The 17267-nt window shown below is 58.3% G+C and carries 17 protein-coding genes; 11 read left to right on the top strand and 6 right to left on the bottom strand.

The window, feature by feature from the left end; genetic code table 11:
* The first annotated feature begins 8 nt into the window (after nt 1-8).
* From W02_RS08825 to W02_RS08855, 7 genes are read left to right on the top strand one after another with little or no spacing between them, the layout of a single operon-like run.
* Nucleotides 9-1202, top strand: coding sequence for a KamA family radical SAM protein (locus W02_RS08825; RefSeq protein WP_173046833.1), 1194 nt, complete (start codon nt 9-11; stop codon nt 1200-1202).
* Nucleotides 1199-2353 (top strand): 2'-deoxycytidine 5'-triphosphate deaminase, encoded by a 1155-nt coding sequence (locus tag W02_RS08830; RefSeq protein ID WP_232068693.1) that lies wholly within the window; start codon nt 1199-1201, stop codon nt 2351-2353. The genes W02_RS08825 and W02_RS08830 overlap by 4 nt, the downstream gene beginning before the upstream one ends.
* 3 nt (nt 2354-2356) lie before the next feature.
* The gene (locus tag W02_RS08835; protein ID WP_173046837.1) at nt 2357-2773 is read left to right on the top strand and encodes a hypothetical protein; all 417 of its coding nucleotides are present in this window, start codon (nt 2357-2359) and stop codon (nt 2771-2773) included.
* Between the two features lie 11 nt (nt 2774-2784).
* On the top strand, nt 2785-3492 hold the full coding sequence (locus tag W02_RS08840; protein WP_197742191.1) for a TIGR04283 family arsenosugar biosynthesis glycosyltransferase: 708 nt from the start codon (nt 2785-2787) through the stop codon (nt 3490-3492).
* The gene (locus W02_RS08845) at nt 3476-4222 is read left to right on the top strand and encodes a TIGR04282 family arsenosugar biosynthesis glycosyltransferase (protein ID WP_173046839.1); all 747 of its coding nucleotides are present in this window, start codon (nt 3476-3478) and stop codon (nt 4220-4222) included. The genes W02_RS08840 and W02_RS08845 overlap by 17 nt, the downstream gene beginning before the upstream one ends.
* Nucleotides 4222-4968, top strand: coding sequence for an SDR family NAD(P)-dependent oxidoreductase (locus W02_RS08850; RefSeq protein WP_232068694.1), 747 nt, complete (start codon nt 4222-4224; stop codon nt 4966-4968). The genes W02_RS08845 and W02_RS08850 overlap by 1 nt, the downstream gene beginning before the upstream one ends.
* A 10-nt stretch (nt 4969-4978) precedes the next feature.
* On the top strand, nt 4979-5383 hold the full coding sequence (locus W02_RS08855; protein WP_173046841.1) for a hypothetical protein: 405 nt from the start codon (nt 4979-4981) through the stop codon (nt 5381-5383).
* Between the two features lie 226 nt (nt 5384-5609).
* Here W02_RS08855 and W02_RS08860 read toward each other — a convergent pair whose 3' ends face one another.
* Both W02_RS08860 and W02_RS08865 read right to left on the bottom strand, forming a co-directional pair.
* Complete coding sequence (locus W02_RS08860; RefSeq protein ID WP_173046843.1) at nt 5610-5933, bottom strand: glutaredoxin; 324 nt, start codon at nt 5931-5933, stop codon at nt 5610-5612.
* Between the two features lie 12 nt (nt 5934-5945).
* Entirely contained in the window at nt 5946-6185 is a 240-nt protein-coding gene (locus tag W02_RS08865; protein WP_197742192.1) for a BolA/IbaG family iron-sulfur metabolism protein, read from the bottom strand.
* A gap of 621 nt (nt 6186-6806) precedes the next feature.
* Here W02_RS08865 and W02_RS08870 point away from each other — a divergent pair.
* The 4 genes from W02_RS08870 (at nt 6807) to W02_RS08885 (ending at nt 11436) form a co-directional block, all read left to right on the top strand.
* The gene (locus tag W02_RS08870; protein WP_173046845.1) at nt 6807-7241 is read left to right on the top strand and encodes a response regulator; all 435 of its coding nucleotides are present in this window, start codon (nt 6807-6809) and stop codon (nt 7239-7241) included.
* Nucleotides 7242-7310: 69 nt separating this feature from the next.
* The gene (locus W02_RS08875; protein ID WP_173046847.1) at nt 7311-8378 is read left to right on the top strand and encodes a sensor histidine kinase; all 1068 of its coding nucleotides are present in this window, start codon (nt 7311-7313) and stop codon (nt 8376-8378) included.
* Entirely contained in the window at nt 8375-10894 is a 2520-nt protein-coding gene (locus W02_RS08880) for an ATP-binding protein (RefSeq protein WP_173046849.1), read from the top strand. The genes W02_RS08875 and W02_RS08880 overlap by 4 nt, the downstream gene beginning before the upstream one ends.
* Entirely contained in the window at nt 10843-11436 is a 594-nt protein-coding gene (locus tag W02_RS08885) for a DUF3365 domain-containing protein (RefSeq protein WP_173046851.1), read from the top strand. The genes W02_RS08880 and W02_RS08885 overlap by 52 nt, the downstream gene beginning before the upstream one ends.
* Nucleotides 11437-11441: 5 nt before the next feature.
* On the opposite strand, the gene W02_RS08890 is transcribed toward W02_RS08885, so the two are convergent.
* The 4 genes from W02_RS08890 to W02_RS08905 form a co-directional block, all read right to left on the bottom strand.
* Complete coding sequence (locus tag W02_RS08890; protein WP_173046853.1) at nt 11442-12554, bottom strand: AI-2E family transporter; 1113 nt, start codon at nt 12552-12554, stop codon at nt 11442-11444.
* 36 nt (nt 12555-12590) lie between these two features.
* The gene (locus W02_RS08895; RefSeq protein ID WP_173046855.1) at nt 12591-13034 is read right to left on the bottom strand and encodes a polymer-forming cytoskeletal protein; all 444 of its coding nucleotides are present in this window, start codon (nt 13032-13034) and stop codon (nt 12591-12593) included.
* 161 nt (nt 13035-13195) lie between these two features.
* Nucleotides 13196-15508, bottom strand: coding sequence for a penicillin-binding protein 1A (locus W02_RS08900; RefSeq protein WP_173046857.1), 2313 nt, complete (start codon nt 15506-15508; stop codon nt 13196-13198).
* Between the two features lie 334 nt (nt 15509-15842).
* Nucleotides 15843-17258 carry a sodium:solute symporter family protein gene (locus tag W02_RS08905; RefSeq protein WP_173046859.1) on the bottom strand — a complete coding sequence of 472 codons (1416 nt, stop codon included), beginning with the start codon at nt 17256-17258 and terminating at the stop codon, nt 15843-15845.
* Nucleotides 17259-17267: the final 9 nt, after the last annotated feature.

The following is a 17267-nucleotide window of genomic DNA, read 5'->3' on the forward strand; positions in this document are numbered from 1 at the left end:
AGTGATCGATGGAGGCATGGAGACGCATCCTTGCAGAGAGCATCGTAAAGCCCAAAGACCTCGCCGATCGGTTCGGGTTGGATGAGAAGGAGGTCGAAGCCGTCGTCGGCCCGTATCCCATGCGGATTACTCCTGCTGTGCTCGGGACGATCAAGGCGAAGGGAGATGCCATCTGGAAACAAGTCGTACCGGAAATAGAGGAACTGGCGGACATCGACGCGGAGGACGATCCGCTCGAGGAAGACCTCATGAGTCCCGTTCCTCATCTGGTTCATCGTTATCCGGATCGCGTCCTGCTCATGGTCACCAACCAGTGCCCGATTTATTGTCGCTTCTGCACCCGCAAACGGCTGGTCGGGAAACCGGGCTTCCTTAAGAAAGGGGAGCTCGACAGGGCCATCGCCTATCTGCGGGCGCATTCTGAAGTACGGGACGTCATCTTGTCCGGAGGCGATCCGTTGCTGTTGCCGGATCACTTGCTGGAGCGTATCCTGAAGGCGCTTCGATCGATCCCGCATCTCGAGTTGATCCGTCTGGGCTCACGCGTGCCGGGAACGTTGCCGGAACGCGTTACGCCCAAGCTGTGCGAGATCGTAAAGAAATATCACCCGATCTATATGAACCTCCATTTCAACCATCCTGACGAATTGACGCCCGCGGTGAAGACCGCCTGCGGGATGCTGGCCGACGCCGGGGTGCCGCTCGGTGCGCAAACAGTATTGCTCAAGGGCGTCAACGATGACCCTGACACGATGAAACATCTGGTTCATCAACTGCTTCTCGCCCGCGTCAAACCCTATTATCTCTATCAAGCCGATTTGACCAAGGGGACGAACCATTTCAGGACGTCCGTCGAAACCGGACTGCATATCATCAAGGCTCTGCAAGGGCACACGAGCGGCATGGCCGTGCCGCACTTTGTGATCGACGCCCCGGGCGGCGGCGGAAAAATCCCGCTCCTCCCCGGCGATTACCTGGTGCACTTGGACGAGGACGGCGCCGTGCTGCGCAACTACGAAAACAAGACGTTTCACTACCCACAGCCGAAGTCAGGACATCTCCGCGAATTGCCGATGGTCGGAGCCCGGTCGGCACGCGCAGAACCTGAGGAAGCATTTGCCTCCTGCGGCGACAGCTATCCTGACAGAGACGGCTTTGCCGCATGGGGCAACAGCTGCGGCGGAGATCTGGACGATCAGTGATCAAGACGCCGGCGCAAGGCATCCTGCCCTATCAGCAGATTACGAAACTGATCACCGCCGGAGCGGTGTCCGCAGCCGTTCCGATTGAAGACCGGCAGATCCAGCCCGCGAGCTTCGATCTCCGGCTGGGGAAGAAAGCCTACCGCCTGATCAGCAGTTTCCTCCCTGAGTTGTCTCCCATTTCCAGCCGTCTCGACGTCATGGATTTTTACCAATCGGACCTCGTGATGTACGAGGTGGATCTCTCGCGCGGCGCCATCCTGGAAAAGGGACATGTCTACTTGGTTCCACTGCTGGAATCTCTCGCGTTGCCGAGAAACATCCGAGCACGAGCCAATCCCAAGAGCACGACTGGGCGACTCGACGTCTTCACCCGCATCGTCACCGATTTGAATGCGGGGTTCGACGAAATTCGTTCCGGCTATTCCGGTCCGTTATTTTTGGAAATCGTTCCCCGTTCGTTTGCCATCAAGGTCAAGACGGGACAATCCTTGAACCAAATCCGGTTCGTACGGGGACAGGCCGGTTCGACCGATGCAACAGTCCAGGCTCTGCACCGTCAGGAACCTCTCCTGTATCATAATCAGCCTCAGCGCAAGCCTCTAAGCGCGAAGGAGTTGCGAACGGATCGGGGGCTCTTCTTGCGCATTGACCTCAGGGGAGAGGATCGACACGGGGCAACGGTGATCGGCTACCGGGCCAAGAAAAACAGCCACGTCATCGATCTTTCAAAGATCGGCTATTATGCCGCCCAGGATTTCTGGGAGCCGCTGTATCGTCATCGACAGGATAGTCTGCTCCTTGAACCGGAGGAATTTTATATCCTAGCCTCGAAGGAACGGATCAGCGTCCCCCCGGACTATGCGGCCGAAATGGTCGCCTATGAGGCGGCCTGCGGAGAACTCCGCACGCATTATGCCGGATTTTTCGATCCTGGATTCGGCTATGGTCTGGACGGCGAAATCGCCGGCACGCAAGTGGTTCTCGAGGTGAGGCCTCACGACGTGCCTTTCCTCATTCATGACGGGCAAACCTTTTTCAAAGTCATGTATGATCGAATGATCGACGTTCCCCAACGACTCTATGGTGTCGGCCTCGGCTCCTCGTACCAACGGCAAGGCCTCACCCTGAGCAAGCACTTTAAGGTCTGACCCATGGCACCGACTCAGCTTCCTCCGATGAAATCCGACGACTCCGAACCCCGCACGCCCCCCTCCCCTCCGCGTATGGAACCGGACGGAGGCGCCGACACCCAGATGCACGTGATCGGACTCATGGTGGGCACGGCGCTGATGTTCATCGGTTTCTTGAACGTGTTTCTGTCCATCAGCGGCGGATTCGAAATCAACGTCGTTCCGCTGTTGATCTATTTCTGCGGCCTCGCCGTCTGGGCGAATGCGGTCATCGAAAACCTGGTCGTGCGATACGGTGTGATGACCGGCGCGGTGGCTCTCGCACTCGCATTCTTTCACTATGGCGAAGTGCTGTTTTGGCATAAGCAAGTCGTGTTCTGGACGACGGTCGTCATCGTCATGTATTTCATGTTCAACGAGCCCAAAAAGCAGGCCTGACCAGTCGAAAGGTGACCATCAGCGTCGTCATCCCTGTCTTGAACGAAGAAGGGAGAATCTCGCGCGCGATCACAGATTCGGCGGATCTTGGTTTCGACGAAATTCTCATCGTGGACGGAGGAAGCGCGGACCGGACCGTTGCGCTGATCGAAGACCACATGCGAGGTGGAACCCCACCGGCACACCCTCCTCTTCGACTTGTGTTTTCGGCTCCTGGCCGTGCCTCGCAAATGAATCGGGGAGCCTCCGCCGCGCAGGGCGATGTGCTGCTGTTCCTCCATGCCGATACGCAATTGCCCCGCTCCGCCAGACGCTCGATTGAAAACGCACTGTCGGACCGCCGCGCCGTCGGCGGTCGGTTTGATGTGGGGTTCGACTCTCCATCGGCGTGGGCCGGCACGATCAGCACATTCATGAATTACCGGTCACGCCTCACCGGCATTTGCACCGGCGACCAAGCCATCTTTGTCAGGAGCACGGTTTTTCGGGAGATGGGGGGATTTGCGGATATTCCTCTCATGGAGGATATAGAATTCAGCCGCAGACTGAAACACCACGGCAAACACGTGGCACTGAGAGAACGGGTGACGACTTCCTTTCGGAGATGGGAACGTCGAGGCCCGCTTAAAACGGTCTTGTTGATGTGGGCGCTCCGCTCGCTCTATTGGTTGGGGGTCGCCCCCGGCCGTTTGCATTCGTGGTATGGCACAGTCCGCTAAACGGGTGGGCCATCACGAGGCGGTCTTGGTCGTATTCGCCAAGGCACCGGTTCCCGGTCAAGTCAAGACACGCCTCTGTCCTCCGCTGACCCACGACGAAGCCGCGACGCTCCACGGAAGTTTCGTACTGGACACGCTGGAACGGACGAAACTCGCCAGAGAACAATTACGGCTTCCGTTTGACCGCTATTTGGCCTGCGCGCCCTCGTCGTCCCTCCCGTTCTTCAAGATCATGGAAGAACGGCACGGCGTGCCGCTCATCGAGCAATCGGGCGACACGTTAGGGGCAAGGATGCATCGTGGCTTCTCGGAGATGTTCGATCGCGGATATCGGAACGTGATGATCGTCGGCACCGACGTCCCGTCATTGCCGCTCGAGCATTATGCTCACGCCCTTCGCCTCCTCACCGACCACGACCTCGTGCTGGGACCCGCTGTGGATGGGGGTTACTATCTCATCGGCCTCACCGCACCCTCGCCATGGCTCTTCGAAGACATCCCCTGGTCCACGGATCGCGTACTCTCGCTGACCCGCGAACGTGCGCATCAGCGGGGAATCAGTACTGCGTTGCTCGCGCCGTGGCGGGATGTCGACACGATTGATGACCTCCGGGCACTGATCGAGAGCTGCGCGTTGGACAACGCGAGGCCGAAATCGCAACGTATATTTTCATCCCGCACAGCCGGCGCCCTCGAACTACTCGCCAAACGTCTGCGGTCGAGGGCATAATGGGAACCATGGGACATCCTGGAGTTGCGCTGATCACCGGCGGAGCAAAAGGCATCGGCCGGGGGGTCGCGCTGGATCTGGCTGCGCAAGGCTGGAGTATCGCCTTCTGCTACCGCACGAGCGAAACCGCTGCCCGGGAAACTGCCGACGCCATCCGGACCAGGGGCGGGAACCCGATGGCCAGACGGTGCGATGTGTCGGATGCCGCCGCGGCAGCCCAACTGGTGTCGGAAGTGGAGCACGAATGGGGACGGATCGATGTCCTGGTCAACGGGGCGGGCCCTTATCATCGGGTGAATCTCTTTGATGAAACCATAGAAGGCTGGAATGAGATGTTCGCCGGCAATTTGCATCCGATTTTCTATCTGGCGAAAGCCGTGGCCCCGGGAATGAAGGCCCGCCGTGCCGGTCACATCATCAATTTCAGCATGGCCAATGCCGACCAGATGGTGTCGCAACCCGACGTGACCGCACATTACATCGCCAAAGCCGGCGTGCTGATCCTCACCCGGACCCTCGCCAAATTACTCGCCCCGCATGGGATCAATGTGAACGCGGTCTCGCCGGGATTCATTGATTCCGGCAGCGCACCGCCGGGCGAACTTGCGGGTATGACCAAGCGCATTCCCGCCGGATACATCGGAACTGTGGAGGATACCGTGGCTGCCGTGCGCTACCTGCTCAGCGACGAGGCACGCTACGTCAACGGAGCCAGCATCCAGATCAGCGGTGCCTGGGGAATTTGAAGGAGACCCTATGTTCATGGAAGAGGACAAGCACGCGCACTGCCGGTTCGTTCAAGCCCTTCAACACGAACATCTCACTTGCGACCGACCTGGTTGCAACGGGGCCATGGATGTGACCGATCTGACCCGCCACAACGCCAGGATCAAAGTCTTCGAAGCCACTTGCGAACGGTGCGGATCCACCGAGAAAATCACGGGCAAGGAACAATTGACCCCGCCATGGGATGTCGCGTCCATGACGATGATGGCGGAGGTTCACCTGTTGCACGACCAGCCGACCTGCCCGTTCGACGACACGCCTATTACCTTCACCTCAATGCCCAACCCGCGACGGAGAGCCCGGTACCGGCTTTCCTGTTTTTATTGCGGAAGACACACCGAAATGAACTGGCCGCCTCCAGAGGCCAAACGCTGACCGGATCGGTCATGACAGAACATTTGGCGGGCAGGAGCGGGCTGGTCGGCAAGCCGGTACAGCTCCATCCAATGAGTTTGCCAATCAAGGTTGTTGCCGTGAGTATTGGACGGACGAGGCGTGAGGTCACTTCGGCGTCAAGACCGTGCATACAGCGGCCAGCCAGGACGGTCTGCATGATTTGAGAGTACTTACGAGCGGACGTCGTCCAAGTGGATGTCTCCCGCTACTTGCCGAACGCCTTCTTCAGGAGTGGTTCCATCTCTCCCTTGGCCGCCATCGGATCGAGGATGTCGGTATCCCCGTAGAACTGCCCGTCGATAAAGACCTTTGGAAGCGTCGGCCAATTGGTCATCTTCGTGAGGGCCTCGCGCTTGGTCGGTTGAGACAGCACATCGATCAATTCATATGGATACCCGTATTTGTCGAAAAATTGCATGGTCTCACGGGTAAACCCACACATCGGCATGGTCTTCGTCCCTTTGCCATAAATCAGGATCTTATGAGCCGCTATTTCCTTCTGGATCTCTTCGACAATCGCGTCGGCCATGATGTCTTCCTCCTATGATTCTTCCTTCGTTCGAGCAGTCAGTTCCAGCGCATGTATTCTTCCGTCCTTCATTGGAACGTCAAGCGCCTGATAGATCAAGCGATGACGGTCCAGAAGGTTCTTATCCCGGAACGCCTCTGAGACGACCGTCACCTTCAGGTGATCGAGGGTTCCAGTACGGTCGACCATCGTCACGGCGGCGTCGGGCATCGCTTTTCTAATGTACTCCGTCAGCGTCTCAACAGTAATCACGTTGAACCTCCCGTCAGAGCGAGGATACCGTACAGACTTCCGCAAAGGCAATTTCGATTGCTCGGGTCGCAGAGCCTGTTTCTTTTCATAACACAGCCATTATTCGATTCATGCTTGAATCGAATTTGATTCGCGCCGCCTTGTCGCCACCTCATGTTTCGAGTGCCGTGGGTCTGAGGTGCCTGCTGCATGCAGCTGATTTTACAGCAGACGGCAGCATTCTACCGCCCTGGTACGAATCGTGGATTGATCACTCTCCATATTCGAACAGGAAGAAGGAGGTTCTCATGGCGATCATCATGGCATTGACGGCATCAACAGTCTTGTTCAGCTCTCTGATCTTTCTTCGAAAGATGTGGTAGCGGATGACGCGTGGCGCTGTACGATTGTTTCCGGTGGTGGATTTCAACCCATTGGTGGTTGATATCAACCAAGCCTCAGCCGCGGCTGGCCTTCCTGCGAAAGAATCCTAGTAAGCTCGCGGATTGCGAGAAATCAGTACCGGCACAGCGCTTGCTCAATGAGATGGTCAAAAAGTAGGAGAGAGACGAGTTTCATAGAGTGGAGAAGAGTGAATTGGATAACAAGCGTTCGCATCCATAAACATACAAGGAGGGCGTCATGGGTGAATTCACGTCTGGATTTTTCATGGGGGACAGTGCGACAAACGGGCGTATCTTAGTAGTTGATGATGAGGCCGATATCCGAAAGGTCGTGCGGATGACGCTCCAGAAGGCCGGTTATGAGGTGCTCGAGGCGGAGAACGGCGAAAAGGCCATCGAGACCATCAACTCGGGAGAGAATCGATTGCTGCTGGATGTCGTGATCTGTGATATCCGCATGCCGAAAATCAACGGCGTGGAAGCTATCGCCTATTTCCGCAATCATTATCCCCGCGTGCCGCTGATCGTCCTGACCGGTTTCCCGGACACCGATATGGCCACCTCCATGCTCCGGCAAGGTGTCGTGGATTATCTCGTCAAACCGGTGGAGGGAGAAAAGCTCCGCGAGACGGTGGCGCGTGCCATGGAACAGCGAGAGCTCGCGCATCTTTGATGCCGGATATCGACACACTTCAGAGGGGGGGTCCGATGGGACCCCCTCCTGGCGTCAGGAGGGATTGCTGTGCAGCGTCTGACGGATAGTGCCGTCGTCTCGACCCTTGCGCCGATCAAGGTTGCCATTCTCGGTGCAGGACGCGGAGGAACGGCGCTCTTGGACTTGCTTCATCAGATTCCTTCGATCGAAATCGTGGGAATTTCGGATCGAGACCGTGGCGCCCCCGGGTTGCAGCGTGCGCGCGATCTGCATATACCCGTGACGGACCGGGCCGAGCATCTGATCGGGAACCACGGCGTGAATCTGATCATGGACGTGACGGGCGATCCGACCATGGAACGGTTCGTCCACATGCATAAACGTCCGGCGGCAGACGTCCTGAGTGGGTCCGCTTCGCGCGTGCTGTGGGAACTGGTCCGCCACGAGTCCAACCTTCAAGCGGAACTTTTTCACGCGGAGAAGCTGGCAGGCATCGGCTCGTTTGCCGCCGGCATCGCGCATGACATCAACAATCCGCTGCAGCTGATCATGGGACTCGCCGAAAATCTCATGGATGAACGCGACGTGACCACCATCCGCGAACAGGCGAAAGAGATCATCGAAGCCGTACGGCGAACAAGCGCCATCTGCCGGGACCTCACCCAATACGCGCGACGGTCATCCGTACGCGATGATACGGTCGTCTCCGTCAACGGACGCTTGGACGAGGCACTCAAGATCGCCCGCTATGCGGCAAGCTTTCACGACATATTCGTCATCAAGCACTACCAGGCGGGCGTCGAAGTGAGAGGCAATCCGGACGAACTCCTGCACGCATTCGTGAATTTCATTACCAATGCGGTCCATGCCATGGACCGCGAGGGCGGGACGCTGACCCTGACGACGCAGCAATCGAAGGAAACGATGGAAGTCCGGATCTCCGATACGGGATGCGGCATTCAACCGGACACGTTGCATCAGATTTTCGAGCCCTTCTTTACGACAAAAGAGCCGGGAAAAGGCACCGGCCTCGGCCTGTACAATGCCAAGACCGTTGTGAACAAGATGCACGGCACGATCAGCGTCGACAGCCATGTCGGTGCCGGCACGACATTTACCCTCACGTTCCCCGCCGTCCAAGAAGGGCCCCCGTGATCCGGCCCCCGGCATCGGCCTCGACTCGAGGATGGAGACTCCAGACCAAACTGATCGTCTCCATGCTCCTCGTCGGAATGGTCCCACTTCTCGTCGGATTGGGAATGGCCTTCTGGCAGGGGTCGAAAGAGATTCAAGAGGTCAGTGGCGAGAGTTTCAAAGCCCTGGCCACTGAAGCCGCCAGAAAACTCGATATCTTGGTGGCCGAAGAGCTGTCCAGAAACTCCCGTATCTCGATGGATCCCGCCGTGGTGCGCGAGTTGGAGCAGCGACGGGATGCTCGGCGAAGATTCTCTGCCGGTTCTTCCTCAGATAAGAACGATCAACAGGCAAAATGGGAGGCGAAAGATCCCGCTACCATCAAGGCTCTGACCGAAAATCCCATCGCGAATCTCCTGCGAGAATATTACACGGGAACCCGGAGTGAGCCGGACCACCTCATCCCACAGGTCGTTCGAGGAGCCACGAGGATGTTGTTCCTCACCGACTTGCAGGGACAGCTCGTCGCCGCCATAACGACCGAACCGAAGTTTTCCCACAGCGACAGCGTCTGGTGGAAGGGATCCTACAACAAAGGGGTCGGGCAACTGTACATCGAGGATGTGTATTTCGACGAACGGGCGGGAACCTATGTCTTTTCGATTTCCCTGCCGGTCATGGACAGTCTCCGATACGAAGCAGTGGGGGTCCTGCATCGGGTCATCGATGCCAAGGAATTTTTCTCTCCGTCCATTCATCCGATTCGATTCGGGAAAACGGGCCATGTCATGCTCATCGACAGTCGAGGCATTGTGATGAGCTGCCCGATCCTTCCGACGGGCGTCAGCCTCTCGGATGCCGGACTGATTCCACTGGTTACTCCTCTTCACCCCGGATGGACGAGCGCTCCGAGCGACGGGCATGGTGGGCGCTCGTCATCGATCATCGGATTCGCCCCGCTGCCGGAAACGAGCCGCAATACGAACGGAACGCTCGAAAACGGCTCCTGGCACACGTTCGTGTGGCAATCATCCGACGAACTCTTTGCTCCGATCAAACATCTGTTCACCTGGATGATTGTGTTTGGATCCATCGCGGTGGCGCTCTTGGCAACGCTCGGCTATCTTGCAGCGACGCGCATCGTCACACCGGTTCGCCAATTGCAGCTCGCGGCGCAGTCGATCGGCAGGGGGGAACTGCGCCAGGCCATTCAGATCAATACGGGAGACGAGCTCGAGTCCCTCGCTGAAGAATTCAACCGGATGAACAAACAGCTGGAGGCGGCCTTTGCCGGGTTGAACGATCAAGTGACCCTGAAGACTCAAGAAGTCCAATATCTCCAACAATCCACGGACCAAATCCTGGACGCAGTCCCCACCCCCATCCTCTTGATCGACGACCAAGAACGCGTGCGCTATGTGAATCGAACCGGCCGGGAAGCATTGCGGATCCCCGACCGCAACGGGAATCCTCCCTGGCTCTTCGACATTCTCCCGGTCGAGGCGTCGCTGCAATCGCGTCTTCGAACCGAATTACTGGAACAGGAGGCGGCCCAGGTCTCCGTTCCCGTCCCGAACAATTCGGGTTCATCACCCGACATCCGGTACCTTCGGGATCCGCTGATGCCCCTGGTCGGATCAGCCACGACGGACAGGCGAACGGAACTGCAGGTGGGACTCAGACTGTATCATTATCAATGGTTCCCTGTCATAGGCCGGCCGGGAGAATCCGATCTCATCGGGCTGGTGCTCCGGGACATTACCGACGACAGCCGTATCCAGGATAAACTCATTCAGGCGGAAAAGTTCGGTAGTCTCGGCGTCCTGACCGCCGGCATCGGTCACGAACTCAATAATCCGCTGTTCGGCATTCTGGGACTTGGAGAAGCCATTCAGGAAGAACCGGATCCGACGCGCGCGAAATCCTATGCGCGTGATATCGTCGAACACGGGAAGCGGATGGCCGCCATCATCCGAGATTTCACAGGTGTGACGGCCCGGGAATCTTCGGAGCAACGTCAGACCGTTCACCTCGAACGCGAACTCGACCAGGCCTTACACACACTGGCCTCCGGGCTGGAGCTTTCCGCGGTCACCGTCGATAGACAATATGCCGGTGATACCTGCATTCAGGCGATGCCCGACCAACTCCGTCAGGCCTTCAGCAATATTCTTCTCAATGCGCTCCAAGCCATGAAAGGGCAGGGAGTCTTACGATTGTCGACGTCGGTGACCGATGCTGCAGTCGTCACGACTATATCCGACTCGGGTCCTGGGATCTCCAAGGAACACCTTTCGAAGATCTTCGACCCGTTTTTCACGACGAAGGGACAAGGCGAAGGATCAGGGCTCGGCTTGACCGTCGCCCGCCGCATCATCAGACGATTCGGCGGTGATATCCGGCTGGAAAGCGTCGAAGGCCGCGGCACCTCCTGCTTTGTGACGCTTCCGCTCATCGCACATGTGCCCTCACCGCAGGAGGCATCATGGAACGAACCAGCATCACGTATGCCATCTCAGTCATCTCGTTCTTCATAGCAGGACTGTGGCCGGCCGCCACGGCATTTTCAGCGAAGGACGAACCGAAGCCACCGGGGATTCCTCCGGAAAAAGTGGCCGAATACGTCCATGCGGTCTTGCAGGCTGATCGCACCATCTACACGACTCAGGTGGTGAACCGGATGCAGGAGAAGGGAGTGGTGACCGCGGCCGAGCATTGGGAGCAGGACAATGCCCTGCCTCTTCCGGCCCAGTTCCTTCAGCATTCAGGGCGCTTGGTCGCCGAGAGCGGATATGGTATCCGTTACCGCCTGATCGGTCTGACGCCCATCTATCAACGAAACGCGCCGGCGACGGAATTTGAGCGCAAGGCGTTGGAGTCCTTGAACCGTACGTCGGAAAAAGCGGTGACCGGCATCGTCTCGAGCGGTCGCAAACAGTATTTCCAAGCGATTTATCCGGACAGGGCGGTGTCAATCGCCTGCGTTGCCTGTCACAACACCCACCCTCTCAGCCCCAAACGCGACTTCAAGCTCAACGACGTGATGGGTGGGATCGCCATTACCATCCCGCTGGACTGAACAGGTCACACATTGGGAGTGGCCGGTCGGGATTGATACTCTTCACGATAAATTTGAAGCGCGGTGATGAGCAGGCTCACCAATACGGGGCCGATGAACAGGCCGATCATTCCGTACAGCGACAATCCACCGAGTATGCTGAATACCAGCAATAAGATTGGAATTTCGACATCGTGTCCAATGAGCCATGGACGAAGGAGTTGATCCACCATGGACACCACACCGACCCCCCACCCCAACATGGCCAGCGCCTTCCACAACGGTCCGATCCAGTAGAGGTACGCAACCACCGGCCCCCAGATCAGAGCCGTGCCGCCCAATGGAATGGGAGCCAGAATGATCGTCAGCGCCATCAGGACGATCGGGAACGGCACACCGAGCGCCCCATAGGCCATCCCCGCAAGCACACCCTGCACGATCGCCGTCACCACCACTCCCTTTACGACCGCGCGGATCGTGATATCGAGGCGAGCGATGATCTTCTGTTTATGCGATTCGTCGAGGGGGATCAGCTCATAGAGGACATCGACCCATAGCTTGCCGTCGGTATAGAAGAAGAATAGGACCAGCAGCATGAAAAAGAAATCCGCCACCAGAAGGACGGTGTCTTTCAAAAACCCCCCCATTTGATCGACAAAAAATGCGCTGAAATATTTTGCTCCTGTCAGGACAGACTGCTCCATCGGGATCCCGCGAATGCCATCTCCGGACACGAGCGACTGCAGCCATTCTCCAATCAACGGAATGGCGGCCACCTGCTCCGGAAGACGCTCGACTCCCCCTCCGGTGATCCATGCGCGAATGGCTTTCTCGGCCTCCACCGCTTCCCGCACAAGCAGTACGCCCGTCACGACCAGCGGGATGACGACGACCGCCAGCGCGCCGATCGTCAAGGTAGAAGCCGCGAGGAGATTGCGGCCTCCCAACATCCGGGTCAGACGCTCGTACAATGGATAGCTGAAGTGCGCCAGGAGCGCGGCCCAGAAAATGGGAAACAAAAATGGCTGAAACAACAGGATCAGTTGATAGAGCAGCAGGAGGAGGAGGGCGAAAAAGACGACGGTAAATGGCTGGGATCGCGTCATGAATTGGGGAACGGACAGTCGGCTGCCGATCATGGCGATCTTACACGGCGGGAGGGGGCAGCGCAATTGCTACTGGCCGGCATCCTTCTCGATCACGACGACCTGTTTGGCGCGGTGGGACGAAAGTTCTCGAACCATTCCGGGTAATTTCGGAATCTCATCCGTCCAGGAATTGACCCCCATGTCGGTCAACCCCTGAAGCTTCGCGCCTTCTTCCATCATCAACAGTGGAGCATGAATTTCACCGATGAGGGTGGCGGTCTTCAGAAGCTGAACACGCTCGAGAGCGGTGACGTTGGCCTTGATCCGGCCGCTGCTGACGACCGTGCCGGCAGAGATCGTCCCTTGTACCAACCCATCCTCGCCGATGATGACCTGCCCTTTCGTATGAATCTCTCCTTCGAGGCGCCCGTCGATCCGCACCGTGCCCTCGACCCGAATCTCACCTCTCAGCTGAACGCCTTTTGCCAGGAGCGTAATGCTGTCGTCGCCTGAGAATCCGTTTTTCTTCATGACTGCTCCCTTCTCATGAATAGCATCGACAGCTTACACCAGGGCGCCACGACGGCCTAGCAGATAATCAATCACGGCCCGGCATGCACCAGTCGAGATCAACGGCCCTCACCAGGCGTCGGCCAATGTCTCGTCCCGCCCGGCGCCTGTGATGCGGTCAGTCAGGACAATCCAAAGGTCTGGCGGAACCGCTCCCACAACCCGCCGCCATGGATCTCGCAGTAGACGCTCGGCTCAGTGCCTTCGATAAAGACTTCGGCCACCTGTTCAGGACATTGGGAGGTAGCAAGTTGCCCTGTCTTCGGATCCACGCTTTTCGTCACGACGCCCGACGGAGCATGAAAGACCTGCGACCGTGATGGAATGACCTTTCTGGCCACTTCCATCCAGATCGGCAATGCCGCCTGGGCTCCCGTCAGGCGCAGAGCCTGTTCGTCATCGAACCCGACCCAAACGCCGACGACAAACTCCGAGCTATAGCCGACGAACCAGGAATCCCGATAGCCGTCGGTCGTCCCGGTTTTTCCTGCAATGGCGCCATTTAGACCGAGGGTTTTCGCTCTTGCCGCAGTGCCACGCCGGATCACGCCCTCCATTAACGACGTGGCAAGAAAGGCGGCTTGTGGAGAAACGGCTTGCCGCCGGTCCGGTGTCGAGCTCCAAAGCGTTTGGCCCTGACGATCAATCGCCGCACGCACCGCCGTAGGACGGACCCAGACACCGCCGTTGGCGACGGCACCATAGGCGCTGGTGATTTCCAACAGCGTCGCGGACGGACTCCCCAGCGCAATCGACAGGTCTTCGGGCAATGCACCCGTCAGCCCGACGCGACGCAACAGGTCGACGATGGCACGCGGACCGACGGCCTTCGCCACCCGCACCGCAGGCACATTGAGCGACTGTTCCAAGGCGGCTCTCACCGTGACGGTGCCCCGGAACTGCCGATCGTAATTCCTCGGGGTCCATGTCCCCGTTTCAGATTCGAATGTCACAGGCTCATCCGCCAACAAGGTCGCTGCGGTAAGATTCGGAATCGTACCTTCCCGGCTGCCTTCGAATGCGGCGAGATACACGAACGGTTTGAGCAGCGAACCCACCTGTCGACGAGCCTGGACCGCCCGGTTGAACTGGCTGACCCGATAGTCACGTCCTCCCACCATCGCGGCAATCGAACCGGTGGATGGATCCAGGATGACGACCGCGCCTTGGAGCGGTTGATCCGAGTTCTTGAGCGCCGGATAGGACCGTTCGAGCTTGGCCAAACCGGCTTCCAACGCCTCGCCCGCTGCCTGCTGGAGGATAGGGTCCAATGTGCTGTCGATACGCAAGCCTTCTGGCAACGGCGTACCCACGATGTCTTCGACTTGGCGAAGCACCGTGTCGACGAAGTACGGCGCGTCAGCCAACACATCATCGGACGGCGCGACGCGAAGCGGCTCGTTCACGGCCGCCTTCCATTCATGCTCCGTCAGCAGGTCTTGCTCTCTGAGCACCCGTAACACCGTGTCCCGCCGCTGTGTCGCCGACGTAATATTTTTCGTCGGGGCATAGGTGTTGGGCCCTTTGATCAGGCCTGCGATCACGGCCGTTTCACCGGTGGACAACTCTGACAACGCTTTCCCGAAGTAACGATGGCCGGCCTCACCGACCCCATAGATGGACACAAAACCCGCCTGTCCCAGATAGATTTCGTTCAGGTAACTCTCGAGAATTTCCTGTTTTCGGTACTTGACCTCGAGCACGACCGCCGCGAGCGCTTCCTTCATTTTCCGCACGAAGGTCCGCTGCGGGGAATAAAACAGATTCTTGGCCAATTGTTGGGTGATGGTGCTGCCTCCCTGTACTAGACCGCCTCTGGTGAGATTCCGCCAGACGGCCCTTCCAATGGCCACCGGATCGATCCCGATGTGAGAGTAAAATCGACGGTCTTCGACGGCGACGACCGCGTTCACCATCCGGGGCGGGATCTTCTCCAACGGTATCCATTCTCGCACCTGCCGTGACGCGCCGCGCAATCCGCTGATCAATTCTGGTTCCAGATACACAGGGAAAATCGGGCTTCCATCCGGTTCTGACAACACCCGCGTGATGACGTCCTGCTCCACTTCGGCCTTCACCATGTTCGGCCTCACCAGTTGTTCCGGCTGGCCATGCAGATACACCGTGAGCGCCTCACCGGTCACGCGATAGTCGCCCGGCACACCAAGACGGTCTTTCACCGGCTTGTATCCCAGCCGTTGCAGGCGGTCGGCGAGTCGAGCTTCCTTGACGTGCAGATCCGATTTGATCTGGAACGGAGCCGCGTAAAGCCGCAATGGGGGATGATCCTCGCCCTTGGGAAGCTCAAGGAATGTGGCCAGATACGCGCCGTATACGCCCATGACCGCACCCAGCAAGGCGATCGCAATTCCAAGGAACAGGAAATATTTGCGAATCCTGAAAGAGGAGAGGTCTGTCCCGACCATTTCATTCATGGTCTACCGTATAAGAACTAGCAGTGTGTTGACAAACCCTGTGATGACCTCGGAATGGCATCGTGCCTCAGACACGGCTGCCATCAGCATGCCCCGCAGGCTGTGAGAAAGGCGGCTTTTCTCACCCACCCGCCAGCGACTGTGGAAACAGTCGTTTTCCCGGGCCGTACGTTGAGCCTCTGAGGTTCACGCCGTGCCGAATAAGGCACGGCACGCCTGTAAACGCCGCCGAGATAGTGAGGCGGCAGTATCCCGCGAGAACGCCGCCGACGGACTTTGTCAACAGCCTGTTAGGTCGATTCGCGCCGGGCGCGTCGGGTGACATGCCCGAACATTACAATCGCTGGCTCCGAGACGCTGAGGACAACGAACCGACGACCATGCCGGCAACTGACATTGCAAGCCCCAACAGTTGAGGCGGCCAGACGGAGTTGTCCGTTGCCGCTATTTCTCCTCCGATCCACGTGACGAGCCCGAACACAATCGCCCACAATGCCCCTCTGGTTGTCGCGCGTGGCCAATACAGGCCGAAGCACAGCGGAACGAATGCGGCGACCAGCGTCACCTTGTAGGTGTTCACGACCAGCATGTAAATGCTCGTCTCGGAGCTGAGTGCAATGACGAGCACGACCACGGCAAAGCTCACCAGCACGATACGCATGGTGAACAGCAGGATACGCTCATCCGTGCGAGGAAGTATTTCTTTGATCACGTTTTCGCTCAAGGCCACCGAAGGGGCCAAGAGTGTCGCGCTCGAGCAGCTCATGACGGCGGAAAGGACGGCGCCGAAAAACATGACCTGCGCGAAGGCGGGAGTATGCTCGACGATCAGGGACGGCAGCACGAGTTGCGGATCGTGCTCGAGCAAGGCGCCGAATTTCACGGGATCGACGAGGAGTGCCGCATAGGCGAGAAACATCGGCACGAAGCAGAAGCAGAAATAGAGACAGGCTCCGATCAGCGCCCCCCGCACCGCTGTCCGCTCATCCTTCGCCGAGGTAATGCGCTGGAACACGTCCTGTTGCGGTACGGAGCCGAGCATCATCGTGATACCGGCACCGACGAACGGAATCCATGCGTCCACAGCAGGAGGGGGGAAAAAGTCCAACCTGCCGGCCTGTGCCGCATGGAGAATGACGGCTTCGGCCCCTCCGGTCAATCCGCTGACGACCGATACGATATACAACAACCCCCCGACGATAACCGAAAGTTGCGCAAAATCCAGGATGGCCACGGAAAACATACCCCCGAAGGTGGTGTAGGTCAGCACAATAGCGGCTCCGATCACCATGCCGAGCGGCTGGCTGACGAAACCCTCCGTCACCACGTGCAGGACTAACCCGAGGACCTTAAATTGCGCCGCCACCCACCCAAGGTAGGACGCCACGATGCAGAGGGTACAGAGGATTTCGATCCGGCGGTCATATCTGAGGCGGTAGTAATCCCCCACCGTCAACAAATTGAGCCGATAGAGGCGAGGCGCAAAAAATAATCCCACCAGTAAGAGGCAGACTGTCGACCCGAATGGGTCGGCCACGACTCCCCGCAACCCTTCCTTGGCAAACGTGGCCGACATACCCATGAGCGCCTCCGCGCCGAACCAGGTCGCAAACACCGTCGCCGCGACGATGGGAAGAGGCAACGAACGCCCGGCCACGGCGAAATCCTTCGCGTTGTGCACGCGGGTCGCCGCATAGAGCCCGATTCCCACAGAGACGATGAGGTAGAGGATGACGAAGGTCAGGATCATGAACGGATC

The organism is Nitrospira sp. KM1 (genome assembly GCF_011405515.1).
GTDB lineage: Bacteria > Nitrospirota > Nitrospiria > Nitrospirales > Nitrospiraceae > Nitrospira_C.

What these genes read in the sequence shown, in the direction of transcription:
- W02_RS08825 (WP_173046833.1), top strand. Translation starts at nt 9, where the DNA reads ATGGAGGCATGGAGACGCATCCTTGCAGAGAGCATCGTAAAGCCCAAA.
- W02_RS08835 (WP_173046837.1), top strand. Translation starts at nt 2,357, where the DNA reads ATGGCACCGACTCAGCTTCCTCCGATGAAATCCGACGACTCCGAACCC.
- W02_RS08845 (WP_173046839.1), top strand. Translation starts at nt 3,476, where the DNA reads ATGGCACAGTCCGCTAAACGGGTGGGCCATCACGAGGCGGTCTTGGTC.
- W02_RS08850 (WP_232068694.1), top strand. Translation starts at nt 4,222, where the DNA reads ATGGGAACCATGGGACATCCTGGAGTTGCGCTGATCACCGGCGGAGCA.
- W02_RS08855 (WP_173046841.1), top strand. Translation starts at nt 4,979, where the DNA reads ATGTTCATGGAAGAGGACAAGCACGCGCACTGCCGGTTCGTTCAAGCC.
- W02_RS08860 (WP_173046843.1), bottom strand. Translation starts at nt 5,933, where the DNA reads ATGGCCGACGCGATTGTCGAAGAGATCCAGAAGGAAATAGCGGCTCAT.
- W02_RS08870 (WP_173046845.1), top strand. Translation starts at nt 6,807, where the DNA reads ATGGGTGAATTCACGTCTGGATTTTTCATGGGGGACAGTGCGACAAAC.
- W02_RS08885 (WP_173046851.1), top strand. Translation starts at nt 10,843, where the DNA reads ATGGAACGAACCAGCATCACGTATGCCATCTCAGTCATCTCGTTCTTC.
- W02_RS08890 (WP_173046853.1), bottom strand. Translation starts at nt 12,554, where the DNA reads ATGATCGGCAGCCGACTGTCCGTTCCCCAATTCATGACGCGATCCCAG.
- W02_RS08895 (WP_173046855.1), bottom strand. Translation starts at nt 13,034, where the DNA reads ATGAAGAAAAACGGATTCTCAGGCGACGACAGCATTACGCTCCTGGCA.
- W02_RS08900 (WP_173046857.1), bottom strand. Translation starts at nt 15,508, where the DNA reads ATGAATGAAATGGTCGGGACAGACCTCTCCTCTTTCAGGATTCGCAAA.
- W02_RS08905 (WP_173046859.1), bottom strand. Translation starts at nt 17,258, where the DNA reads ATGATCCTGACCTTCGTCATCCTCTACCTCATCGTCTCTGTGGGAATC.